This window comes from Aliiglaciecola sp. LCG003 (assembly GCF_030316135.1).
Taxonomy (GTDB): Bacteria; Pseudomonadota; Gammaproteobacteria; order Enterobacterales; family Alteromonadaceae; genus Aliiglaciecola.
This window is the reverse complement of sequence record NZ_CP128185.1, coordinates 677,684-703,092: the sequence shown is the minus strand read 5'-3', so window position 1 is coordinate 703,092 and position 25,409 is coordinate 677,684. Positions and strand designations below refer to the sequence as shown.

General features: G+C 41.9%; 23 protein-coding genes. 17 read left to right on the top strand and 6 right to left on the bottom strand.

The features are described from left to right. Positions 1-44 precede the first annotated feature (44 nt). Genes pilM through QR722_RS02950 form a run of 5 tightly spaced genes read left to right on the top strand, consistent with a single transcriptional unit; the run spans position 45 to position 4,530 of the window. The gene (pilM, locus tag QR722_RS02970; protein WP_286287539.1) at positions 45-1,076 is read left to right on the top strand and encodes a type IV pilus assembly protein PilM; all 1,032 of its coding nucleotides are present in this window, start codon (positions 45-47) and stop codon (positions 1,074-1,076) included. After that, positions 1,064-1,645: a PilN domain-containing protein gene (locus QR722_RS02965; protein WP_286285265.1), complete on the top strand. Its 582-nt coding sequence runs from the start codon at positions 1,064-1,066 to the stop codon at positions 1,643-1,645. Before pilM ends, QR722_RS02965 begins: the two co-directional genes overlap by 13 nt. Next, on the top strand, positions 1,642-2,241 hold the full coding sequence (locus tag QR722_RS02960) for a type IV pilus inner membrane component PilO (RefSeq protein WP_286285264.1): 600 nt from the start codon (positions 1,642-1,644) through the stop codon (positions 2,239-2,241). Before QR722_RS02965 ends, QR722_RS02960 begins: the two co-directional genes overlap by 4 nt. Beyond that, positions 2,238-2,774: a pilus assembly protein PilP gene (locus QR722_RS02955; protein WP_286285263.1), complete on the top strand. Its 537-nt coding sequence runs from the start codon at positions 2,238-2,240 to the stop codon at positions 2,772-2,774. The genes QR722_RS02960 and QR722_RS02955 overlap by 4 nt, the downstream gene beginning before the upstream one ends. Further along, on the top strand, positions 2,767-4,530 hold the full coding sequence (locus tag QR722_RS02950; RefSeq protein WP_286285262.1) for a type IV pilus secretin PilQ: 1,764 nt from the start codon (positions 2,767-2,769) through the stop codon (positions 4,528-4,530). The genes QR722_RS02955 and QR722_RS02950 overlap by 8 nt, the downstream gene beginning before the upstream one ends. 234 nt (positions 4,531-4,764) lie before the next feature. Here the strand turns inward: QR722_RS02950 and QR722_RS02945 are convergent, their stop codons facing one another. Next, on the bottom strand, positions 4,765-5,568 hold the full coding sequence (locus tag QR722_RS02945) for a transposase (RefSeq protein WP_286285261.1): 804 nt from the start codon (positions 5,566-5,568) through the stop codon (positions 4,765-4,767). Positions 5,569-6,039: 471 nt separating this feature from the next. Here QR722_RS02945 and aroK point away from each other — a divergent pair, with 471 nt between their 5' ends. From aroK to QR722_RS02925, 4 genes are read left to right on the top strand one after another with little or no spacing between them, the layout of a single operon-like run. Further along, positions 6,040-6,555, top strand: a complete 516-nt coding sequence (gene aroK, locus QR722_RS02940; RefSeq protein WP_286285260.1) for a shikimate kinase AroK — start codon at positions 6,040-6,042, stop codon at positions 6,553-6,555. A gap of 33 nt (positions 6,556-6,588) precedes the next feature. Next, positions 6,589-7,656, top strand: coding sequence for a 3-dehydroquinate synthase (gene aroB, locus QR722_RS02935; protein ID WP_286285259.1), 1,068 nt, complete (start codon positions 6,589-6,591; stop codon positions 7,654-7,656). A gap of 21 nt (positions 7,657-7,677) precedes the next feature. Next, on the top strand, positions 7,678-9,108 hold the full coding sequence (locus tag QR722_RS02930) for a hypothetical protein (protein ID WP_286285258.1): 1,431 nt from the start codon (positions 7,678-7,680) through the stop codon (positions 9,106-9,108). A gap of 44 nt (positions 9,109-9,152) precedes the next feature. After that, positions 9,153-9,971, top strand: coding sequence for a Dam family site-specific DNA-(adenine-N6)-methyltransferase (locus QR722_RS02925; protein WP_286285257.1), 819 nt, complete (start codon positions 9,153-9,155; stop codon positions 9,969-9,971). 67 nt (positions 9,972-10,038) lie between these two features. Here the strand turns inward: QR722_RS02925 and QR722_RS02920 are convergent, their stop codons facing one another. The 3 genes from QR722_RS02920 to QR722_RS02910 form a co-directional block, all read right to left on the bottom strand. Further along, the gene (locus QR722_RS02920) at positions 10,039-10,242 is read right to left on the bottom strand and encodes a DUF2970 domain-containing protein (RefSeq protein WP_286285256.1); all 204 of its coding nucleotides are present in this window, start codon (positions 10,240-10,242) and stop codon (positions 10,039-10,041) included. Positions 10,243-10,260: 18 nt separating this feature from the next. Next, positions 10,261-10,551, bottom strand: coding sequence for a hypothetical protein (locus tag QR722_RS02915; RefSeq protein WP_286285255.1), 291 nt, complete (start codon positions 10,549-10,551; stop codon positions 10,261-10,263). Positions 10,552-10,721: 170 nt separating this feature from the next. Beyond that, a complete protein-coding gene (locus tag QR722_RS02910) occupies positions 10,722-11,402 on the bottom strand; it encodes a TorF family putative porin (RefSeq protein WP_286285254.1) in 681 nt (226 codons plus the stop codon). Positions 11,403-11,701: 299 nt separating this feature from the next. Here QR722_RS02910 and rpe point away from each other — a divergent pair, with 299 nt between their 5' ends. From rpe to QR722_RS02870, 8 genes are all read left to right on the top strand, one after another. Next, entirely contained in the window at positions 11,702-12,379 is a 678-nt protein-coding gene (gene rpe, locus QR722_RS02905) for a ribulose-phosphate 3-epimerase (protein ID WP_286285253.1), read from the top strand. A 40-nt stretch (positions 12,380-12,419) separates the two neighbouring features. After that, on the top strand, positions 12,420-13,424 hold the full coding sequence (trpS, locus tag QR722_RS02900; protein ID WP_286285252.1) for a tryptophan--tRNA ligase: 1,005 nt from the start codon (positions 12,420-12,422) through the stop codon (positions 13,422-13,424). Positions 13,425-13,438: 14 nt separating this feature from the next. Next, positions 13,439-14,077: an anthranilate synthase component II gene (locus QR722_RS02895; RefSeq protein WP_286285251.1), complete on the top strand. Its 639-nt coding sequence runs from the start codon at positions 13,439-13,441 to the stop codon at positions 14,075-14,077. Between the two features lie 30 nt (positions 14,078-14,107). Beyond that, positions 14,108-15,133, top strand: a complete 1,026-nt coding sequence (locus tag QR722_RS02890; RefSeq protein WP_286283064.1) for an IS110 family RNA-guided transposase — start codon at positions 14,108-14,110, stop codon at positions 15,131-15,133. Positions 15,134-16,254: 1,121 nt separating this feature from the next. Next, positions 16,255-17,460, top strand: a complete 1,206-nt coding sequence (locus QR722_RS02885) for an aspartate aminotransferase family protein (protein WP_286285250.1) — start codon at positions 16,255-16,257, stop codon at positions 17,458-17,460. 31 nt (positions 17,461-17,491) lie between these two features. Beyond that, positions 17,492-18,526 (top strand): arginine N-succinyltransferase, encoded by a 1,035-nt coding sequence (gene astA, locus QR722_RS02880; RefSeq protein WP_286285249.1) that lies wholly within the window; start codon positions 17,492-17,494, stop codon positions 18,524-18,526. 20 nt (positions 18,527-18,546) lie between these two features. Further along, positions 18,547-20,019 carry a succinylglutamate-semialdehyde dehydrogenase gene (gene astD, locus QR722_RS02875; RefSeq protein WP_286285248.1) on the top strand — a complete coding sequence of 491 codons (1,473 nt, stop codon included), beginning with the start codon at positions 18,547-18,549 and terminating at the stop codon, positions 20,017-20,019. A gap of 64 nt (positions 20,020-20,083) precedes the next feature. Beyond that, positions 20,084-20,893, top strand: a complete 810-nt coding sequence (locus QR722_RS02870; protein WP_286285247.1) for a DUF1338 domain-containing protein — start codon at positions 20,084-20,086, stop codon at positions 20,891-20,893. Here the strand turns inward: QR722_RS02870 and QR722_RS02865 are convergent. Beyond that, positions 20,890-22,845 carry a RecQ family ATP-dependent DNA helicase gene (locus tag QR722_RS02865; RefSeq protein WP_286285246.1) on the bottom strand — a complete coding sequence of 652 codons (1,956 nt, stop codon included), beginning with the start codon at positions 22,843-22,845 and terminating at the stop codon, positions 20,890-20,892. The genes QR722_RS02870 and QR722_RS02865 overlap by 4 nt on opposite strands. A gap of 236 nt (positions 22,846-23,081) precedes the next feature. Next, the gene (gene parC, locus QR722_RS02860; RefSeq protein ID WP_286285245.1) at positions 23,082-25,385 is read right to left on the bottom strand and encodes a DNA topoisomerase IV subunit A; all 2,304 of its coding nucleotides are present in this window, start codon (positions 25,383-25,385) and stop codon (positions 23,082-23,084) included. Positions 25,386-25,409: the final 24 nt, after the last annotated feature.

The window sequence follows — 25,409 nt, the reverse complement described above, 5'->3', positions numbered from 1 at the left end:
AACTAATTGTGTTTAAAGAACTTTTTAAGAAAAAAGTGTCACAAATGATAGGTCTAGATATCGGAACACGCTTTGTAAAAGCCGTGTTGTTCGAATCAGACGGTGGCCAAATCAAGGTCCAGAGTTTCGCATGCGAGCAGATTATCGGCAATGCTTTTGCTGATCGAGAGATCAAAGACTTCGATGCAGTTGGTAATGCGCTTAAGAAAGTAAAAATGGCAATGAAAACCAAGAATAAGAATGTTGCTGTTGCCATATCTGGCTCTACTGTGTTGACAAAAATAGTTTATATGGACCCAGATCAACAAGATTTTGAACTTGAGGGCCAGATAGAAATTGAAGCCGACAGCTTGATTCCATACCCTTTAGAGGAAGTCTACATTGACTTTGAGCAAATCGGCGAAAGTAAGACCCACACTGGAAAGGTTGATGTTTTACTTAGCGCGGCGCACAAAGACATGGTTGACAGCAGAGTAACCCTGTTAAGAGAAATCCAATTTGAACCCAAAGTGATGGATATTGAAGGTTACGCATTAGGTAATGCTCTTTGCAGCTTTGCCAAGCAGCAAAACGACGAGCCTATTATTTGTTTAAACATCGGAGCATCATTGCTTCAATTATGCGTAGTCAAAGATAACCAAGTCATCTATAGCAAAGAACACTCTTTTGGCATGGACAGTCTGATTCAAGACTTAAGCATTATCCACACCTTAGAAAAGCAGGAAACCGAACGACAATTACTCAACGGTGAATTGCCGGCCACTTGGCGTCAAGATACCTTTCCCATTTTTCTTGCCAACCTGAATCAACACATAAGCAGAGCGATGCAAATGTATATCAGCTCTACTCACTCGGAACGTCCACAAGCCATAATGATATGTGGTGGAGGAGCCAACATCGAGGAAATAGCCACAGATTTAGAACACGAATTGGCAGTATCCGTTAGCGTATTTAATCCTTTTGCTGAGATGCAAATTTCCGAAAAAGCGCTTCAACAAGGAGTAGACAAAGTCGCTCCTCAATTGGCCATAGCGGCCGGTTTAGCGGCGAGGAGCTTTGCACCATGTCACATATAAACCTTTTACCTTGGCGTGAAGCGCTACGCCAACAGCAGAAAAAAGAATTCTTGACCTTGCTTTTCGCTGTAGCGTTGTTTGTGGTGATTGTTATTTGGCTTGTTGGCATGTTAATCGACAGCCAAATTGCCAACCAGAACCAACGAAATTCCTTTCTAGAAGGCCAAATTGCAGTTTTAGACGCTGAAATTACCAAAATAAAAGATATTAAAGAATCTAAAAAAGCCATTGAACAAAAAATGGCATTGATCGAACAATTGCAAACAAGTCGAAATGTCGCCCCTATTGTTTTCGATGAGCTAGCGAGAATCGTCCCTCCAGGGATTTCCTTTAGAACATTTTCTCGTCAAGGAAACATTGTTGAGGTGAGTGGCAAGAGCGAATCAAATAATCGCTTATCATCTTTTATGCGAAACATAGAGGAGTCGAAAATTTTCGGCAATGGCGAGTTATCCTCAATTGTTGCTGACACGTCGGCACTAGATGCAGTGAGTGAATTTAAATTAACCTTTTCTATAAACTCCTCTATCGCACCGAATTTTTCTGAAACCCCGGAGGTTCAGAGATGAAGTTTGATTTCAAAAAACTCAAAGAAATGAACGAGCTCGATTTCGAGCAAGTCGCTAATTGGCCGTTTGAAGTAAAAACCGTAGTAGCAATTTTCGTAGCAGTATTGGTCTCCGTTGGCGGCTATTATGCGCTAATCTCTTCGAAGTTACCGGTGTTAGATACAGTTCAAGCAAAAGAAGCTGAACTCAAATCAACCTTCGCAGCCAAGTATAGAATCGCTGTCAATCTGAAGGCTTATGAGGAGCAATTGCAGCGTATCGAGGACGATTTTTCATCTATGTTGAAATCGTTGCCAACGAGCAACGAAACTCCAGGGCTCATAGACGATATAACCTTTGTGGGCACTACGGCGGGCCTGACCTTCAGATTAATCAACTGGCAACAGGAAATACCAAAAGAATTTTATACTGAGCTGCCTATCCAAATGGAGGTTATTGGCACTTACCATGAATTTGGCCAGTTCGTATCCAATATCGCAGGCTTACCTAGAATTGTTACTTTGCATAATTTTGATATCTCGCAAGAAGCAGGAGAGTTAAGATTGCAACTGCAGGCGAAGACATATCGCACAGCAGTATCGGAGCAGGCACAATGAAGAAAATCTTGATAGTGATAACCACTCTTATAATATCAGCCTGTGACGCTCAAACAGATGACTTGGTTAGTTATGTCGTGCAAGTCAAGCAAAGTACACCCGTCAACATTGAACCCTATCCTGAGTTCAATACAATGCCTGCTTTTGAGTATAAAGCGGCTGATATGAGGAGTCCTTTCGTTAGGCCTCGAAGCGTGGCAATCCAATCCATGGAGACAAAAAAAGATAACTGTTTACAACCTAATTTTAGTCGACAAAAACAACCTCTTGAAGCTTTTGGCTTAGACGCATTATCCGTATCAGGAACCTTTACCAGCAGAGGTAAGCAATGGGCGTTGGTGAGCGCAAATGACGGCTCATTGCATAAAGTGACTTCAGGGGATTATATCGGTTTGTTTTTTGGAAAAATCACATCAATTTCTGAAGGCGAAATTTTCATTACTGAAATGTTGCCCGATGGAGCCGGTTGCTGGCAGGAAAACAAAGCTACACTGAGTATGTCTTCACAGGCAGGAGAAAATGACAATGTCTGAACGTTTTATATTTAACAAGAAGCTGAACAAGCGCAATTCAACTTGGTATTGGCTTACTTTTGGGATAATGGCAGTGTCATTTGTTTCATTGAAATCCTTCGGCCAGGAAACTTCCCAACCGGTATTGGTAGACACAGAAAAAGCCATAGCATCCACCTTACAGTCAGAATTAACCAATGTTGACTTCAAGCGAACATCATCCGGCGGAGCTCGCGTCACTTTGGATTTTTCGACTGCTGATTATCAAATGCAGATTTCGCAAAAGAAAAACCAAATTGTGCTGACGCTACCCTCAGTAAAGTTGGGTAACGAACAACTATTTAAACTAGATGTTGCCGATTTCGCTACCTTGGTAACAAATATAGAAACCTTCCAACAATCGAGTGGAAGCCGGGTGATTTTTGACCTTGTTCAAAAGGCTTCATATACACACAAAAAGACCGAAAAGACCTTGATTTTAGAAATTGAGCAAGCCATTGAATCAGCGGAAACCAAAAGTGAAAATGCTTTTTCTGGTGACCCTATCTCGCTAGACTTCCAGGACGTGCCTGTGCGCCAAGTGTTACAAATCATTGCTCAAGTTAATGGTTTCAATTTGGTTACTACTGATACAGTGACGGGCAACGTAACCATTAGTTTGTCGGGTGTGCCTTGGGACCAAGCACTAGAAATGATCCTGAAAATAAAAGGATTAGATAAGAGATTGGAAGGCAATATTTTGCTTATTGCTCCTGCAGAAGAATTGACCGCAAGAGAAACTCAAGAGCTTCAGTCTAAGCAACAGGTGGCCGATTTAGCACCGTTAAGTTCAGTTAACATACAAATTAACTATGCTAAAGCATCTGAAATGGCCAATATTTTAAAATCTGAAGATGCCAGCATACTTAGCCCCAGAGGCTCGGTCACTATAGACGAGCGAACCAATACTTTATTAGTGCGCGACACACAAACGTCTATTGAAGAAGCACGCACGATGATTACGGCTTTGGACATCCCAATCAAACAAGTTTTAATTGAATCCAGAATGGTCACTGTTCGAGACAATGTTGATGAGCAACTTGGCGTACGATGGGGTTTCAGTGACAGAACCAGTGATGGTGGCATCTCAGGCTCAATTGAAGGTGCGGATACCATTGCGGCGGGAGGATTTCCTTCCCTTACTAATCGTCTAAATGTTAATTTGCCGGCATCAAACCCAGCGGGAAGAATCGGCTTACAAATAGCTCGGTTGGTTGATGGCACCATTATTGATTTAGAGCTTTCAGCGTTGGAATCTGAAAACAAAGGCGAGATAATTGCCAGTCCTAGGATTACCGTTGCTAACCAAAGAGAGGCCTACATCGAACAGGGGACAGAAATACCTTACGTTCAAGCGACTTCTAGTGGCGCAACTTCTGTCGAATTTAAGAAAGCGGTACTAAGTTTAAAAGTAACACCACATATCACCCCAGATAACCGAATTATACTCGACTTGGTAGTCACCCAAGACACCCGAGGGGAAACAGTTTCAACCTCTACCGGACCCGCGGTGGCTATAGATACTCAAGAGATTAGTACGCAAGTATTGGTAGAAAATGGTGAAACAATTGTTTTAGGTGGTATTTTTCAACAAACCTCCGCCGATGATGTAACAAAAATTCCGTTGTTGGGAGACTTACCCTTTGTTGGTAACCTGTTTAAAAACACACAAAAGATCAACGAAAAACGCGAATTACTTATTTTCGTGACACCTAAAATTCTATCTGATTCTTTGTAACCTCAACCTTAAAAAATAAATCCCCAATATATGACACCCATGTTTATAAGATGGGTGTCATATGTTTTGACTGTCGTGTGAATAACCACATGCTCACCATTCAACAGTATGAAACTTAACTTTTAGCTTGGAAAATCATTAAATTATTTTTGGGAAATTGACGGTTTTATAAGATTTGATAAGAAAAATTTGAGAATAGCCTGATTTGCCAACAATATACGACTGGAAGCCCCTTCACATATTAAACAACCGTTTCGCTTGCCCCCTCCCCTTTACTCTTTGTAAGTTACAATTCTTTCGATAACGATCCAGACTCAACGCTGTACCAATGGCATAGCTAAAATGTGATTCTAAGTGCAAATTTAATTCAAGCCATTTCGAGCCGTTTATGGTCAGTTTATCTTGTATTAAAACATCATGAATATCTTTACTTTGCTCGATAATTACTTTGGCTGTGTCTTGGACAATTTTACAATAGTCTGCGTACCGAAAGGGTAATCGAAATTCCATCCCACATAGGCCGATCGTATCCTCAAAAGAAGCTAAGCTATTGTTAAAATGATTATTTGTATTCATTCGCATTTTTATACTTGTAAAATCAGAACGCTTAGGGTGATCTGACATATTAGCTCGTATTGGATTATTATCCACATATGCCATACATGTAAGTAAAGCGGCTTCATCAAGCAATGCTTGGGAATAATATCTTCCTTCCCAAAAGCGGCCGACTCTTTTCTCCTCTTTATTCGCTTTCCTCGCGATATATTCATTGAGTAGCCGCATGAACCAACTAATGTCGCATAAGCGTTTCCTGTAAATTTCAATAACATCTTCGACACTAGCTATCTCCATGCTTGTCATCTTATTCCTGGAGGCCTTACTCAGATACGCACTGGTTAACAGAGTGCCTTTATGTAGTGCATGCCACCTTGTTAACACTTCAAAATTGCTCCATGATGCAGCCTGCTCAGAATCAATATGAAGCACTAAGTGAGTGTGATTACTCATGACAGCATAAGCACACACATTTATACTCATTACTGAGCCGAGCTGCAGTATTCTGTTTTCTAGCCAGTCTCTTCTATGTTCATAGTCTATGCCCGAGCGACTATCGAATCCGCACAAGAAACATTGCCTTACGCATCGTGAAACACAATGATAGTAAGCAGTTGAACTTAGATTTATCTGTGACTTTCGACTTCTAGGCATTATTAAATCTGAAAAGTAAAATGAATTTAACTAGCAAGATATCATGTCGAAATTGGATTGCTACTGTACCCAAGGTCCAGATTTTTAAGGCATTTGAAAAAATGACACCCATGTTAAAAACGTGGATGTCATGCCACAGGGATGACCTAGAAGACGAATAAGTGCAACTAGGTGTTAACAAAACTTGCATATGCATACGCATAACTGAGATAATCCCGCTCTCGAAATTTCGACGAGGTCTGGTTTATTCAAAATTGGGCTACGAAAACCCAATCAACTTAAGTTGTGATAAAAGCAAAAATGGCTGAAAAACGTAATATTTTTCTTGTTGGCCCAATGGGAGCCGGCAAAAGCACTATAGGTAGGCATCTCGCCGACGAACTTCATTTAGAGTTTTTCGACTCAGATCAAGAAATTGAAAGACGTACAGGGGCTGATATAGCCTGGATATTTGATCTTGAAGGTGAAGATGGCTTTAGAGTGAGGGAAGAAGGTGTTATCAATGACCTTACCGACAAGCAAGGCATTGTATTAGCGACCGGTGGCGGCTCTGTAGTTAGCAAGATAGTAAGAAATCGTTTATCTGCTCGCGGAATTGTTGTCTATTTACAGACCACAATTGATAAGCAAGTGGCAAGAACTCAAAGAGATAAACGCAGACCTCTTTTGCAGAACGATGACCCTGAGGCTGTATTAAAGGAACTCGCTGGTTCCAGAAATCCGTTGTACGAAGAAGTGGCTGACTATATCGTCGATACCGATGATCAAAGTGCCCGGGCCGTCGCAAATCAAATTATCGCGAAGATCGGTCTATAGTTTTTAGAATTCAATCTGAGGGGTTGCATGCTCATGTCAACAATTACTGTAAAGTTGGGTGAGCGCAGCTACCCTATAAATGTCGATAGCGGCATACTCTCATCTTCTCAAAGCTTTGCTTCAAGCATTAGCTCCAACAAAGTAGTAGTAGTCACAAATGATGTAGTGAAACCACTCCTTTTGGATAAATTGTTATTGGCTTTATTGGATTATGAAGTTGATGTGGTTTGCATTCCAGACGGTGAACAACACAAAAATCTGCAGCAATTTGATTATGTCATTACTAAGTTACTCGAACTCAAATCCTCTAGAGATACAACTTTGTTAGCATTAGGCGGTGGAGTGGTCGGTGACCTGACTGGTTTTGTTGCGGCTAGTTATCAACGTGGAATGCCATTTATACAAGTTCCGACTACTTTATTATCTCAAGTCGATTCTTCCGTTGGCGGTAAGACAGCAGTGAACCACCCATTGGGTAAAAATATGATCGGCGCTTTCTACCAACCAAAATCGGTAGTAATAGATATAGAGTCACTATCAACACTGCCTGCACGTGAATTCGCAGCCGGTATGGCCGAAGTCATCAAATATGGGATCATTTACGACTACCAATTTTTTTCGTGGTTGGAAAAGCACGCAGATTTACTTAACAATCTTTCTGAAGAGCATCTAAAATATACCATCACTCGATGCTGTGAAATTAAAGCACAAATTGTAGCTGAAGATGAAACAGAGAAAGGTATACGTGCAATTCTAAATTTAGGCCATACCTTTGGACATGCGATAGAAGCAGAACAAGGATATGGAAAGTGGTTGCACGGAGAAGCTGTTGCAGTTGGAATGATCATTGCGTCTAAAGTGGCGGTTCACAAAGGTTGGTTAAGTGAATCTGATCTAATTAGAGTCGAAGCGTTGATAGCAAAATTCAAGCTGCCAATATCTCCCCCAGCTAATATGGACTACTCACATTTTGCTAAGCATATGCAACACGACAAAAAAGTGAAATCAGGTTCAATCAGATTTGTCATTCCTAACCGTCTAGGAGAAGCTTCGGTGACTAGCGATATTGACGTGAGCTTACTTAAAGAAATATTGGGTTAATCATAAGTCTGAGTGCATAAAGTGGCTGAAAACGAACTGCAAAGTCGATTAGAATATCTTGTTTCTTACTCAAGTCAGCTAATTTTTATTAGCAGTGATAGTATTTCAAAGCAAAAAGCGTCTCTTCAGCTCTTTATTTCCCAACAACATGAAAATACCGAGATCGCCTACTTAAATGCAGACAGTAGTTGGAACGATAGCGATTTTAAACGCGAAATATGTCGCCAATTAGGCCTCCAATACTCCGACAGCGCAACATCACTTGGTGAGCTATTACGTTCACAACTTTCCCCACAGTCAGGTCCAATTTTAATTTGTATTTTCCCTGCAGAACATATGTCAGTCAATTGTATCCAAGAACTGTGGGAGCTTGTTCAGAGCAATAAGGTGGAACAACAAAATAGACATATCAATGTATTGCTCTTTGGTGCATCTGACTGGGCGCTTGAGGCAAAATCAGTCCTTTCTAAAAATAACAGCGGTACACCTATTTTATTGAGTTCAGATTTAATCAAGGCAACCCAAACCGACTCTGAGCTAGACACGCTCATAGCAAAAAATAGATTGCTATTTTCTCAGAGGATTGTTGACCGTAAAGCCTTGCAGCCGAGCTACGGGGCACCATTAATAAAATCACGCTGGTTTAAATACTTAGCTGCAACGCTGTTTGTAATACTGTTTTTAAGCATTTTATTTTGGCAATACCCTCGAGAATTTTACGAATTCCTCGACCCAAATTTTAACTATACTGACAGCCAGTCAAGTAATGTCACCGCCAGTGCTAGTATTCCCAACCATAGTCTAAGCCAGGACGCCCCCCCTATTATTAGTAAAAGCCAAAATCAGAATGTACCCCCTATCATGACACCCATGATAAACGGTTTTGCTATCAAAAAGTCAAAAGAGCCCTCGAGTATTTCTCCCTTCCTATCTAAAGCCGAGGAAAAAGTCTCTGCCATTGAAAAAGATAACATGGGTGTCACGATAAATGATAAGCAACAAACGGTAACGGATTGGCAAACAGAGATTAGCAAAATAAGTGAAGCATCGAGAAAGAGGGAACAGCAGCAAGACAACGACAGTCCTGCGGCTCCAATTGAGCCAATCACTGTAAATATGAATGTTGAAGCCCAAATTGAAGTTGCCTCAGCTGTAACTCATCCTTTGATGGAACTGGACAACGAACGATTTGCGCTGCAACTTGCGGCAATGAGTGACTTAGAAGATGCGCAGCGATACATAAGCAATAATAATTTAGCCGACTTAGTCTGGTTGTATACTACAAAGCGCTTTGGTGGTGATTGGCATGTAATAGTTGATCGAAAAACATTTGAAACTTTGCAGCAAGCGCGAGATTATGCGCTTGATCTCCCAGCCGGCATGAATAGCGCTCAACCGTTTGCTAAGTCGATTAAACAGATAAAGGAAGAATTGGCTTTAATCAACGAATGATCGACGAGATTGGCATTCCAGACAAAACCAAATAATTAGAAACCATGAAAAAAAATAAAAACAGAGCGTTTCTCAAATGGGCAGGCGGAAAATATGGGCTGATTGAAGACATTTGTAAAAGATTGCCTGAAGGAAAAAAACTAATAGAGCCTTTCGTCGGCGCCGGTTCAGTGTTTCTTAATACTGATTATGAAAATTATCTTTTAAATGACATTAATCCTGATTTAATCAATTTATACAATGAGTTAAAGAACAATACTGAGTTTTACATAAAAGAGTCTGAAAAACTTTTTTGCGCCAAAAATAATCAGGAAGAACGATTCTATCAATTGAGAAAAGAATTCAACGCTTCTAATGATATTCAATTCAAGTCGTGTTTATTCTTATATCTCAATCGTCACGGCTATAATGGTCTGTGCCGCTACAATTTATCGGGCGGCTTCAATGTTCCTTTTGGCCGTTACAAATCCCCATATTACCCAAAAAAGGAACTCTATTATTTTGCTGAAAAGGCGCAAAAGGCTGTATTCACTTGTGAATCTTATGAAAATACGTTTAAGCGATCTAGAAAACTAGATACTGTATATTGTGATCCGCCTTACGCCCCGATTAGCATGACAGCTAAATTCACTCAATACTCTAAAACGGCATTTACGATAGAAGATCAAAAAAATTTAGCTAAATTAGCCAAAGAACACACCGACAAAAAACAGTGTCATGTTTTGATTAGTAATCACGACACTCCATTTACCCGGGAAATATATTCTCAGGCGGATGTAACTCAGTTAATGGTAAGCAGAACCATTAGCCAAAAAGGCGACAAGAGAGTAAAAGTGAGTGAACTGCTAGCGCTATATAAATAAGGATAGATGAGGAAATATAAGGCGGATAGACATAGCTACGGTAGCCTATATCACGAATTAATTTTATCTATGGTAGTAACATATTAACGAGTAATACCAGTCCCAGTACAAGCGCAGTAACAAAAACAATTCCTACCATTAGGTAAGGAAGGAATGATTTTTGTTCAAAATCATGTTTGTAGTTTTTATCAGACTGAACCCCAAAAACGCTCGCGGCAACGCTCTTGAAAATGTTCCAAAGGTATGCGGCCTTAGTTTGAGATTGATTCAATTAATTGACGTCCAAAGGCTAATTAGCTTTTTCTTCTGTGCTTCTGGAAAGGAGCTCTAGAAGGTCTAAATAATGAAATTGATAACTTGGTGAGCGGCCAGAAAACCAATTTGTCCAACTGACATTTTTAGATTGCCCAGCAGCACATCGGTTAAGCGGATGACTCATAGGTAAGCTCACTTCATATTGTCCACGCTCTATGTTGGCACAAAAATCAGCGGATTGTTCCAATGAGATGTGGGCTGCCACTAGACTAACCAGCAAACAACTTGATGCAATTGATAAACTACATTTTAACGTCCTGTTCATGTAAGTACCCTTTTTCCACGATATATGTGAATAGTATACCTTTGTTCAACAATTGAGCCATCTCTATTTACCGTATGGACTGCAATATTTACCGTAAATTTACAATTGCTAGGCGCTAAAACACAAAAAGCCAGCATTTAGCTGGCTTTTTAGGGTTCCGTAAATACCGATTAAAAAGATGTGCCCCAACTCACTACGAACTTAGTATCATCGCCCTTACCTGAGCCAGCGGCTTCTTCTTCAGCTTTTGAAATACTTAGCGTGAAATCACCTTTAGCTAAGTCAATTTGATAGTGGCTATAATCCGCATCACTGCCCGCATCAAAATCATAGTAACCAAGGGTCAATCCAAGAGTGAATTCTTCTGGTAAATCAAAACCGTAACTTAGGTTGTAGTACATATCCCCAGAATCGAACAATGACCCATCATCTACTTCGCTGTTCACCGTATAAGCGACGCCAAAACCGAATGCTTTATATGAACCATTGAAATATATTTCACCAAAATTTGAGTCTTCGAAACCATCAGCTGGATACGCATAATAAATATAACCAACGTCATAGCCGAACTCTCCTGACTCACCACCGTAACCTAAATAATAGTCATTTTCAGTTCCACTTCCATCACCGAAGTCTATGCTACCAATCCAAGTACCTGCATAAAAACCACTTTCGTGAGAATAATCTATACCACCAGAAACGGAAACATCGTCTGAACTCTGGCTTACACCGCGCCAAAGATAGTTGCTAGTAACACCTACATTTGCTTCCACATCAGCTAAAGCAACTGAGCTGACGCTTGATGCAGATAAGACAGCAATAGCTATGGCCGCTAATTTGATTGATTTCATATGTGTTCTCCAATTATTAAAGTATTTTATATTTTTTAATTATTATTCAGGAAGTTATGTCGTTACCTTTTAAAGGCAATTCTAGTGCCGCTAATATCACTAGCCATCAATTACATGCAACCGTTTGAAAATTAAGGAATTAAAGGTGATTAGTAAGATTGAAGAACTGAAGGAGAAATATCTTAACTAGACTCTTTCGCACCACAATAAATCTTTAGCACCAATATGGTGCGGCGGTTTTTCTTTAGTCATCCAGCCTTTTTCGGTAAAGTTAACCGAATAAACAAATGGAGAAACATATGCAGCCTTTTTTGATCGCCCCTTCAATTCTATCCGCGAATTTTGCTCGACTGGGAGATGAAGTAGATAAGGTAATTGATGCAGGAGCCGATTTAATCCATTTCGACGTTATGGACAATCACTATGTGCCAAACCTCACAATAGGTCCAATGATTTGCCAATCACTCGTCAAGCATGGCGTTTCAAAGCCCATAGACGTGCATTTAATGGTAGAACCGGTTGATACTATGATTGAAGGTTTTGCAGAAGCAGGGGCAAGTCGGATCAGCTTCCATCCCGAAGCAAGTAAACATGTCGATAGAAGTATCCAATTGATACTCGATCATAATTGCGAAGCAGGACTAGTTCTCAACCCTGCGACATCTCTCGATTGTGTAGAGTATGTTTTGGAAAAGTTGGACTTTGTGTTAATTATGTCTGTTAACCCTGGTTTTGGGGGGCAACAGTTTATACCCTCCACATTACATAAAATTAAAAGATTGCGACAATTAATACGGCAATCTGGGAAAGAAATTCGAATTGAAATTGACGGCGGCGTAAAAGTCGATAATATTCGCAGCATCGCGGAGGCCGGAGCCGATACTTTTGTAGCCGGATCAGCCATTTTTAATCAAACTGACTACAAGACTGTCATTGATAATATGCGTAGCGAATTGGCTAAAGTCCATTCAGTCTAATTTTCCAAACACTCAGTATTACAAGAAGATATTTATCATTATGAACAAACCAATCGTACTAAGCGGATGCCAACCTTCTGGCCAACTCACCATCGGTAATTATATGGGTGCGTTGAGACAATGGGTCAATATGCAACAGGATCACGATTGTTTGTATATGTTAGTGGATTTGCATGCGATCACTGTACGCCAAGACCCCAAAGCGCTATACGAAGCTTGTCTCGATGGCCTGTCACTTTACATAGCGTGCGGGATTGATCCTGAACAAAGTACCATCTTCATACAATCTCATGTCCCTGAACATGCACAGTTGGCTTGGATATTGAATTGTTATACACAAATGGGTGAATTGAATCGTATGACTCAGTTCAAAGATAAGTCAGCCAAAAACGTCACCAATATCAATGTCGGCCTTTATAGCTATCCGGTATTACAAGCGGCAGATATCTTGGCCTATCAGGCGAATCATGTTCCTGTAGGTGAAGATCAAAAGCAACATCTGGAATTGACTCGTGATATCGCAACGAGATTTAACAATTTGTATGGCGAAGTCCTCACCATTCCGGATCCGTTTATTCCAGAATTCGGCGCTCGAATAATGAGTCTGCAAGAACCGAATAAGAAAATGTCTAAATCCGATACTAATCCCAATAATTTTGTCGGTTTACTAGAAGATAGTAAAAAAATCAGTAAAAAAATTAAACGAGCGGTTACTGATTCCGATGAAAAAGCGCGCATCTACTATGATGTGGCGGAGAAACCAGGTGTGTCTAACTTACTGACGTTACTATCTTGTGCCACAGGTGAAAGTATAGAAACTCTTGTTCCAGCATATGAGGACAAGATGTACGGTCATTTGAAAGGTGATGTTGCAGATGCTGTTGTAGCGCTGTTGGAGCCTATCCAAACAAGATACCATCAACTTCGTTCGGACCGTGCGCATTTGGACCAAATCATGCGAAGCGGCGCGGAAAAAGCCAGCGAAAGAGCATCAAAGACACTTAAAAAAGTATATGAGGCGGTTGGTTTTATAGCTAAGCCTTAGCTAACACCCTTTTTATGTTGCTACTGATTGATAATTACGATTCATTTACGCACAATCTTGCCCGTTACTTTCGGGAACTCGGAGCGACGGTCAAGGTTGTAAGAAATGATAAGCTAAGCTGTACTGAAATTTCCCGCTTAGCGCCGCAGCAGCTTGTTTTTTCGCCTGGTCCATGTACCCCAAATGACGCAGGTATTACTTTGGAAGCAATCGATAAGTTCGCTGGCAAAATCCCCATGTTGGGAGTGTGTCTCGGACATCAGGCAATCGGCCAAGTGTTTGGTGCTAAAGTTGAAGTCGCGGAAAATATAATGCACGGTAAAACTTCAAATGTAAACCACTCAGGCTCGGCATTATTTGACAATGTGAATAACCCGTTTGAAGCGACCCGATATCATTCTCTAATCTTAGAAAAGAATAGTATTCCTAGCGAGTTTTCAATGACGGCTTGGTGCAATGGAAAGTTCGGAGTTGAACCAATGGCCATTGAACACAAAGAGATGCCCGTGATGGGAGTGCAATTTCACCCAGAATCATTATTAACAAGATCTGGGCATCAGATATTGTCAAACTTTTTGTATTTATCCAACACGTGGGTGATGAGATGGACGCTCCCCAATACGGCGTCAATGCGCCAAAATAGTAGTTCTTAAACAAGACTATTTACATAGGGAACGTCCAATATGAAGCTTAAAACAATTACCATCGATTTGGCAAAGACTGTATTTCAAGTGTGCGGAGTAAATGAACATATTAAACCGCAATTTAATAAGAAATTAAAACGGACTGAGCTACTTGATTTTATGCGCCAACAACCACCTACGTTGGTGGTGATGGAAGCCTGTTATTCATCGCATTACTGGGGGCGTGAAATTGCTAAATTAGGTCATGATACCAAGCTTATACCAGCCCAACATGTCACGCCTTTTGTGCGAGGCAACAAGAATGACCATAACGATGCTTTTGCCATAGCAGAAGCCAGCCAGCGCTCACATATCCGCTTTGTCCCCGTAAAATCTGAGCAACAGCAAGAAATTAATTGCTTGCATCGAATTCGAGAGCGCTTAATTAGAAACAAAACGGCCCTGAGTAACCAGATACGCGGGTTGTTAAGTGAATTTGGGGTAATATTTCCTTGTGGCCACGTGGCCTTGTGTGCAGGATTAGCCCAAGTAATTGATAGCGAACAACGCAGTAACCAGTTGAGAACCATGATGCGCGCGTTAAAGGCAGAATATGAAGACACACGCTCTCGCATCAAGGCCATTGAGCAGCAATTGCATCACTTTGTTAATAACAGTGAAAGTGGCAAAATATTGCTCAGCATCCCAGGGATTGGTTTCATTAATGCCTCAGCGTTTTTAGCCGCCATTGATAAAGGCCAGGCGTTTAATAATCCCAAAGAATTTGCCGTGTGGTTAGGGCTGACGCCTAAACAACACGCCTCAGGCAATATCAGTAAGATGGGCGGCATTACCAAACGCGGAGACCGTTATTTACGTAAACAACTGGTACATGGTGCGCGGTCTGTCGTGAGTCGTGCCGCGCAAAGAACTGATCCGTTATCACTGTGGGCCACTAAACTTCGCGTTACCAAGCCGTTTAATAAAGTGGCAGTCGCCGTCGCCCATCGTTTAGCACGTTTAATCTGGATATTGCTCACACGTCAGGAGCACTATCGCGTTACGTCCTCACAAGTGAGCGCATAACATGAATCACTTTACGTTATCCCTGTCGAGCTCAATTCCGTGTAGGACAAAGGCACCAAGCCTGTGTGGGTGTTGTGGAAGGCAAGACACGGGATAACACTTACTTTACCTACCCCGCTTAGTCATAAAATGATGAAGAAAACGGTCTACCTACCTCATCAAAGCCAGACTTAGACACGGATAACAATCCGACTGGGTGTTTTTAGGCGATAAGGTTCGGAGTTCATCAGAGGCCAGCGTTGATTAAACCAACGCTAATAAAGAGCCTGAATATATGTCAGAACTAAGCCATTTTAGACTGCCTTCAAGACAACAGACTAGCGGTAATAGAATAGTAAAAACGTAATTCGTGCAGAAAATCAGCACGAAGGGGCAATTAGTACGTTGACATCAGGGGAGCGTCCATATATGTCCTGAGATAAACATGAGTTTCACGTTGTAACAGAAAATATCAAGCTAGATGAAACAAGACCTTGTTGCCCAACTTTCATATTCCTAAAGACGCCATGTGTATACTGAAAACCCCGTCTTTGGGTCAGTTATATGTTGAATCTTAGCACTTGCACCTTTTTTTAGGTCATTTGGTTGCATTTATTTCACATAATCATGCAAGCAAGTGATTAAAGGATTCAGCGCTTATTTAAATAGAATACATAGTTTTGTGACACCCATGTTGTTATCAGGACACCCACCTTAAATTCCAACACACTTCGAATTTCATCTAATCTAATGTTCTATATGATTACAGTATTCAGCCCTCTTCTTATGGCTGATGCTCTAAACCTAAGCATTTTATAAGCCTTGGTATCATCGTAATAACATGGGTGTCATGTTATTAACATGGGTGTCAACTTAATAAGATGGGTGTCCTGATATAAACATGGGTGTCACGTTATGAGAAAAAGCATCAAGCTAGATTAAATAGTTATTCACATTTCCTGCAAATTTAGCGGAACCCCTTTATTATTAAGGGATTCCGCCTGTTTTACTAGAGACAATTTGTTTAAAATCTGACACAATGCGCAGTCAAAATTGGTCCCCTAAAGACCATTGATACCCGATAATAGTGATGATGTTGTAGAAACAACCTTCATTGGCAAGTAATTTAAGTGAGGTAACAAATGCAAGTAACTCGTGATACGTTTGATGAAGTAATGGTCCCTAACTACAATCCTGCTGCGTTGGTGCCAGTCAAAGGCGAAGGCTCTCGTGTTTGGGATCAAGATGGCAATGAATATATCGATTTTGCTGGCGGTATTGCGGTTAATGTCTTGGGTCATTGTCATCCTGAGTTAGTTGCGGCGCTTAAAGAGCAAGGCGAAAAACTTTGGCATTTGAGCAATGTATTCACTAATGAGCCAGCCTTGCGTCTAGCTAAAAAGTTAACCAACGCCACGTTTGCTGAACGTGTTTATTTTGCAAACTCAGGCGCAGAAGCGAATGAAGCTGCACTTAAATTAGCTCGTCGGTATGCAATAGAACATTTCGGCGAAGAAAAGAATCAAATTATTTCCTTTAACCAAGGGTTTCACGGTCGTACATTCTTCACCGTAACCGTTGGTGGCCAAGCTGCCTATTCTGATGGGTTCGGTCCTAAGCCTGGAGCAATTCAACACGTTGATTACAACGATTTATCAGCTCTAGAAGCTATCATGTCAGACAAAACCTGTGCTGTTATGATGGAGCCATTGCAAGGTGAAGGCGGTATTATTAGCCCGACTCAAGAATTTGTTGAAGGCGTTCGCGCACTATGTGACAAGCACAATGCCTTATTGATTTTTGACGAAGTCCAATCGGGTGTGGGTCGTACAGGTCATTTATATGCTTATATGGGTTTAGGCGTTACTCCTGACATCCTAACCTCGGCTAAGGCACTAGGCGGCGGATTCCCAATCGGCGCTATGCTTACCACAGCCAAGATTGCTGCAAGTTTAAAACCTGGTACCCACGGCAGTACATATGGAGGCAACCCTTTAGCTTGTGCTGTTGCAGAAAGAGCCCTTGATATTGTTAATCAGCCAGAGGTACTAGAAGGCGTGTTTCGAAAAGAACAGCTTTTCCGTGATGGCTTACAGGCAATTAATGACAAATATCATGTTTTCGATGAAGTGCGCGGCAAAGGCTTGTTATTAGGCTGTGCGCTAAATGAAAAATACAAAGGTCGGGCACGGGATTTTCTTAACGCTGCTACCCAACACAAATTAATGTGTTTGATTGCCGGTGCTAACGTGGTTCGTTTTGCGCCCTCATTAGTTATACCTGATGCAGACATTAAGCAAGGCTTAGAACGATTCGAACTAGCGGTAGCGCAGGTCGTAGGCGAATAACTTCGCAGTTAATTATGAAGAGCATTCAAATATGAAAGTGATCCGTCCTATCGCATCAAAAGACTATTCAGCGCTGCATAGCATCGCTGTTGAGTCCGGTATTGGCTTTACGTCTCTACCGGTAAACGAAGACTTATTACGTAGCAAGATTGAACGCTCAGAAGCGTCGTTCTTGCAGACGGTCACTGAACCAAGTAGCGAGAGCTATCTGTTTGTTATGGAAGACACTGAGACCGGAGAAGTAGTCGGCACCAGTGGTATAGAAGCTACCGTCGGAACCAAAGATGCATTTTACCACTACCATTTAGGTAAAGTTGTGCATGCTTCACGAGAGTTGAACATTCACAATACGGTAGACATATTAACCCTGTGCAATGACTATACTGGCGTGTCAGAAATTTGCACATTATTCCTCAGAGAAAATGCTCGGAAAGGCAGTAATGGTAGATTGTTATCGAAGTTTCGCTTCTTATTCATGGTAGAGCATGAGCAACGTTTCGCTCAAACGGTAATCGCAGAAATGCGCGGGGTGAGTGATGAACATGGCGCCTCCCCTTTCTGGCAATGGCTAGAGGAACATTTTTTCTCGATGGACTTCCCTACAGTGGATTATCTTACCGGTATTGGCGATAAAGTATTTATTGCCGAGCTTATGCCGAAATATCCGATTTATGTCAGTTTGCTCAGCAAAGCTGCTCAAGCGGTCATAGGTCAGGTGCATGAGAAAACCCGTCCAGCACTGCAGTTACTTCAACAAGAAGGTTTTTACTGCCAAGGATACGTCGATATATTTGACGCAGGTCCAACAGTCGAAGCAAATATTAACCATATACGTACCGCGCAAGCTAGCCGTAAAATGGCGATTAAAGTAAATGATGAAAAATCTAAGCAAGGCGAAATGTGTTATGTAATTAACACTTTGGTCAAGGACTTCAAGGCGTTAACCGCCCAATTACAGATAGATAAAGAAGCCCAAATTGCCTACATCGATGCAAATAGTGCAAAGGCACTTGGTGTTGTCGATGGAGATTTTATTCGTTTTGCGCCAACTCAAATTAGCTGTTAAGTAGTTCAAGGAGCTTAGTTATGAATACACAAGCACATTATATTGCAGGTGACTGGCACCTTGGTAAAGGTCACAAAATCCAATCTATCGACCCTGCCAAGAAAGCCGTTATATGGGAAGCCATGTCAGCCTCAGCGGAACAAATAGACAGTGCAGTAAACGCGGCCCGCCAAGCTTTTTTAGCATGGAGTGACTTGAGTTTTGAACAGCGCTTAGCTATCGTAAAAAAATATGCGGAATTACTTGGCGAAAACAAACAAGATCTCGCCTTGACCATTGCTCAAGAGACCGGTAAGCCTTTATGGGAAACGGCAACAGAAGTGGCTGCAATGATCGGCAAAATCGGTATTTCCGAAAAAGCCTACCAAGAGAGAACCGGTACAGTAGAAAACCCTATGCCGGTGGGCAAGGCATTTATTCGCCATAAGCCACATGGTGTAGTGGCAGTGTTTGGCCCGTACAACTTCCCAGGTCATTTACCTAACGGCCACATTGTTCCGGCACTGCTAGCAGGTAACACCATAGTGTTTAAACCTAGCGACCTCACGCCGTTAGTGGCTGAAAAGATGGTTAAAATATGGCAACAGGCCGGCTTACCAAGTGGCGTGCTTAACCTAGTACAAGGTGAAGTTGAAACAGGCAAAGCGTTAGCCGGTCACACTGGCTTAGATGGTTTGTTTTTCACAGGTAGCTCTCGCACTGGTAAAATTTTGCACGAACAATTCTCTGGTCACCCAGGTAAAATCTTGGCCTTGGAAATGGGCGGTAATAACCCTCTAATCGTTAAAGGTGTAAGCGATATTGATGCTGCAGTGCATGATATAGTGCAATCAGCATTCGTCACCTCTGGCCAACGTTGTACCTGTGCTCGTCGTTTATTTATTGAGAACACACCTCAGGGTGATGCAATCCTTGCTCGGCTGATTGAAGTCACCAAAAAAATCACCGTGGGTCAATACGACGCTTCGGAACAACCTTTTATGGGTGCAATGATCTCAGCACAAGCTGCTGCAGGCATGAAGCGGGCTCAACAACAATTACTGGATTTAGGTGCTAAAGCGCTGGTTGAGTTACAACACCTAGATGAGCAATCTGGTTTTGTTACCCCAGGAGTCCTGGAGGTTACTGCCATAGTCGACGCTATGCCTGACGAGGAACATTTTGGGCCTTTGCTCAAAGTGATCCGATTTGACACCTTAGATGAGGCTATCAATCAAGCGAATAATACTAGTTTTGGTTTGAGCGCAGGATTTTTGGGCGATAATGAAAGCGAGTACCAACATTTCTTCAAACGAATTCGTGCCGGTATCGTCAATTGGAATCGTCCCATTACAGGTGCAAGCAGTGCAGCTCCATTCGGTGGAATCGGTGACAGTGGTAACCACCGAGCTAGCGCATATTATGCTGCTGACTACTGTGCATTCCCAGTAGCATCAGTGGAACTAGACAAAGTCACCATGCCTGGCACTTTAAGCCCAGGTTTGGTTTTTTAAAACAACTGGGATGGTGTCCAAAAGGTTGCACCATCCCGAGCTATATTTAAGAGTGATTCGTAGTATGCATACACAAATAGACACCTTGTTTGCTAACCTCTGGCAAGATTATATCTCAATCACACCGTCAGCTCAGAAAGTTCATGCTCTATTGGAAGAATTTGACGGTCAACGTGAAGTGATCAACGACCATGTTGCTTTTCGCACATTTAATATTGAAAAGATCAATATGAACAAACTGGCAGCCCAATTCATCGCATTAGGTTATGAAGAAAAAGGTCAGTATGATTTTGAACAAAAAAAGTTAAAAGCTAAACACTTCGAGCATCCGGATAGCACCAAACCTAAGGTCTTTATCAGTGAGCTTCTGGTTGAACAATTCAGCCCTGAAGTACAGGCGATTATCACTAAAATGGTGGCCAATATTGATGACAGTGCTGCAGCTATGGACGACTTCTTATACTCAGGCACTCACTGGCAAATTTCCAGTGTAGATTATGAGACTCTTTTAGAGGCGTCTGAGTATGCTGCATGGATGGCTGCGTGGGGGTTCAGAGCAAACCACTTCACCGTTTCAGTTAATCATTTACAACACTTCCAAATATTAGCCGACGTAAATGCTCAACTTAAACTAGCCGGATTTGTGTTAAACACCTCTGGCGGCGAGATCAAAGGTGGCCCAGAGGTTCACTTGGCTCAATCATCCACCATGGCAGACCAAATAGAAGTACAATTTAGCGATACCAAAAAGCAAGTTCCAAGCTGTTTCTATGAGTTTGCCCAGCGTTATACACTACCTGACGGTAGCCTGTATCGCGGTTTTGTCGCTGCATCTGCAGATAAAATATTCGAAAGCACTAACGTGAAAAGCTAAATATGTGCTTCACTCGCTAGAACCGCGAGTGGGAAAATATCGCGATAGCGCATAGCTTCATAAAGGCCAAATCCGGCAACGGATTTGGCCTTTATTTTAGTTAAATATGGACTCGTCATACCGGCTAAAAACCGACTGAATAATTCTGGGGTCAATTGAGTCATTAACTTCTTTTCCAGCAACGCTGATAGCTGAGCGTAAATTTGATTGATTCTTTGTTGTTCTGGCACAACCGCATCATTATTTCTGCCGGGCAAAACTATGGGGCCGCTCAAACACACACTGCAATGGCCACAAGGATTCGATAAACTATTGTCATCAAAATAACCTGCCAAACGTTGACTCAAGCACGTTTTTGATTGAAAAAAATCAACTAACTGTTCGATCCTTCCAATTTCAGCAGTTTCTTTTTGTTTAAAATATTGAAAAAGTAGTTCTGCTAAATTAGGTTCGGCTAGCGCCTGCTCATCGACTTGATAGACATCTGTGTGACCTTTGCTGTGCAATTCTATCTGATTTTTTTCATGCAAATAATCAAGCGCTTTAACTAAACGACCACGTTCATGTGGATAAGCCTCATAGAGTCCTTTTTGGTCCAATGTTGCCCAAATTTTCTTACGTGGACTGGATTGAAAAATTGCCGCTAAAAACTGTCTTCTTTCACCTTCGAAAAGCTGCAAAATGGTTTCAGGCTCGGCTTTAAAGCGAAAACGAAACTCTGAAAAATAGCCAAATAATGGGGTTATAACCTTCATCAATTCTAATTGAACAAACAAGGTCTTTAACGGAAGTTGACGAATATTAGTGGTATTAGACAAGGGAATAAGTTGCGTTTCCCAGCGTGAAGATTCGCTTTGCTGTTGAATCAACTGAAGCAAGGTTTGGATTGACGAGAGCTCAGGAGCATCACCATAGACAAAATTCTCTAAGGTAGTCAGATTGTGTAAACTGGCTAAGGTAATACAGTTAGCATGCAGACCATCTCTTCCAGCTCGGCCAATCTCCTGGCTGTAACCTTCTATGGATTTAGGTAGCTCGTAGTGGATCACAAAACGAATATTGCTTTTATCTATCCCCATGCCAAATGCAATAGTTGCCACCACAATATCAACTTCATTTTGCATGAACTGCTGTTGCAGTAATTGCCTTTTCTCGTCAGCCATTCCGGCATGGTACGCCGCTGCATTGAATCCCTGTTGTTGTAGCAGTCTAGCGACATCTTCCGCTTGCTTTTGCAAAGTCACATAGACAATTCCTGCACCGGATTGCGCAGAAACATTGTCGATTAGAAGTGCATCTTTGTGTTGTGCAGTGGCTACAATAGCCTGTAGTTGTAAATTGGCACGGTAGAAGCCAGTTTGTACTATGCTATGTGGGCCTACAGCAAATTTGCTGGCTATATCCTGACTGACTTCACTTGTTGCAGTCGCCGTTAGCAGTAACGCCAAAGGTGCATTTAAGGCCTTTTGATAGACAGGAAGTTTTAAATAGTCTGGTCTGAAGTTGTGGCCCCATTCTGAAATACAATGAGCTTCATCTACCACTAACATTGAAACAGGGACACTCTCTATGAACTGTCTAAAGCGTTCGTTTTTGAAACGCTCAACTGACACCATCAATATTTTTAGCTGTCCCTGTCGAATCTGCCCCATGATCTGCTGATTTTGCTCGTAACTCATACTCGAATCGATACGAGCGGCAGGAATACCTTTTAGCTGCAAAAAATCTAATTGATCTTTCATTAGGGCCAACAAGGGGGATATTACCAGAGTCAAATGTGGTAAATGCAGTGCTGTAAACTGATAGCACAATGACTTTCCTGAGCCGGTTGGAAAAATAGCTAGGGTAGAATGACCATTGAGTAAATTTTCGATGACCTGTTGTTGACCCGTTCTGAATTCATCAAAACCAAAGGTGTGTTGTAACGATGTATGTAGATCGAGTGAGGTCATCGGACGTCATTTCCAAATCAGTAATGTTTAACAAGAGAGTAGAAGGGCTCAGAATTGATATCAAATTTAAACAGCAAATCTGTACTCGTTGGCGGCTAAAACTGTACGATGAGTCAGTTTAAATGTGATCAGACTTGGCGCATAAGATAGACGCTTGCCAGTAAGGTCAATTACCTCATCGATTGCACAGAAAAAGCTGGGCCGCCAAGGGACCCAGCATAGCACTCGATTAGACGTTATTCTGCTATATCAGAATCATCTGACGCAGCAGTAGACTGTTGTTGACTCGCTTGTTCCACTTCAATTGAATCTACCCGTTGCAAGCCTCTTGGAAGTTTATTACCGCGACGGCCACGCTCACCTTGGTAATGGGCCAAATCGCTAGCACTGAGGGTCATAGCCCGTTTACCTGCGACAATTTTAACCTGAGCTCCTTCTGGCACCACACTGAGCATGCTGACGTACTCTTCCCGTGTTTTAGCCTTGGCCGATGGGATATTGATGATCTTGTTACCTTTACCTTTACCTAAACTAGGTAAATCACGTAATGGGAACATTAACATGCGTCCCTCATTAGAAATAGCTAAACACCAATCTGTCTCAATACTATTAACGGTTTGAGGTTTAATCACTTTAGCTCCAGTGGGTAAGGATAAAAAGGCTTTACCCGCTTTATTCTTACTCACCATATCTTCAAATTTGCCTACAAACCCATAACCAGCATCCGAAGCAACTAGATAGCGTTGTTGGTCCGAGCCCATGATCACATGCTGCACCGTTTCGCCACTGACAATATTAAACTTACCTGTAAGCGGCTCGCCTTGGCTTCTCGCTGATGGCAGAGTGTGTGCATCTGCGGCAAAGGTTCGACCTGACGAGTCGAGGAAAACGGCTTGCTGATTGCTACGCCCCTTAGCACTGGATAAATAAACATCGCCGGCCTTATAACTGAGACCTTCAACGTCCACATCATGTCCTTTGGCGCATCGCGCCCAGCCTTTATCCGACAGCACAACGGTCACCGCTTCAGAGGGCACCAATTCTTTTTCTGTTAATGCTTTTGATTCGCCACGCTCGACGATGGGTGAACGGCGGTCATCGCCATACTTTTCGGCATCGGATAAAATTTCTTTCTTAATTAAGGTCTTTAGACGACGCTCAGAGCCCAGTAAGGTTTGCAATTCATCGCGCTCTTTTGCCAGATCTTCCTGCTCACCTTTTATCTTAAACTCTTCCAGCTTGGCTAAATGACGCAGTTTTAGTTCTAGAATTGCCTCTGCTTGTTTATCTGACAAGCTAAAGCGTGCCATTAATTCTTTCTTCGGTTCTTCTTCGTAACGGATGATGCGAATGACTTCATCAATATTTAAGAATGCAACTAATAACCCTTCTAGGATATGTAATCTTGCTAGCACTTTATCTAAACGGTATTGCAAACGTCGCACTACAGTATCTTTTCTGAACACCAACCACTCGGTTAAAATCGTACGTAGATCTTTAACCTTAGGTCGACCGTCCAAACCAATCATATTGATATTGACGCGATAGCTTTTTTCTAAATCTGTAGTAGCAAATAAATGCTGCATCAGCTGTTCAATATCCACTCTATTTGAGCGAGGTGTAATCACCAAACGAGTGGGGTTTTCATGGTCCGATTCATCACGTAAATCACTTACCATGGGCAGCTTTTTGGCCTGCATCTGGGCTGCAATTTGTTCTAAGACTTTACCTCCAGAAGCTTGGTGCGGTAGGGCGGTAATGACAATGTCACCGTTTTCTTCATGAAAAACCGCACGCATCTTGATTGAACCGCGACCCGTTTCATAAATTTTAACGATGTCCGCCTTGGGCGTTATTATTTCCGCTTCGGTGGGGTAATCGGGCCCTTGAACATGTTCAAGAATATCACTTAATTCGGCCCGGCTATTATCCAACAATAGTGCACAAGCATTTGCCAGTTCACGGACGTTGTGTGGCGGAATATCGGTTGCCATACCCACCGCAATACCAGTCACACCATTCAATAAAATGTGCGGTAATCGAGCCGGTAAAACTCGCGGTTCATCCATAGTACCATCAAAGTTAGGCTGCCAATCAACGGTGCCTTGGCCTAATTCACTTAGCAAAACTTCACTAAATTTAGACAATCTCGATTCGGTATAACGCATTGCCGCAAAGGATTTAGGGTCATCCGGTGCACCCCAGTTACCTTGACCATCAACCAACGGGTAGCGATAAGAAAAGGGTTGGGCCATCAATACCATGGCTTCATAACAAGCCGAATCGCCATGAGGGTGAAATTTACCTAACACATCACCGACTGTTCGAGCTGATTTTTTGTATTTTGCCGTGGCACTTAAACCCAACTCAGACATTGCATAAACAATGCGACGCTGCACGGGTTTAAGGCCATCGCCTATGTGAGGTAAAGCCCGGTCCATAATCACGTACATTGAATAATTCAAATACGCATCTTCAGTGAAACGGCTTAACGCTAATTGTTCAATACCGTCTTTATTAATGGTGATTTCTTCACTCATAGTAAATTTTGTAAGCTCATTATT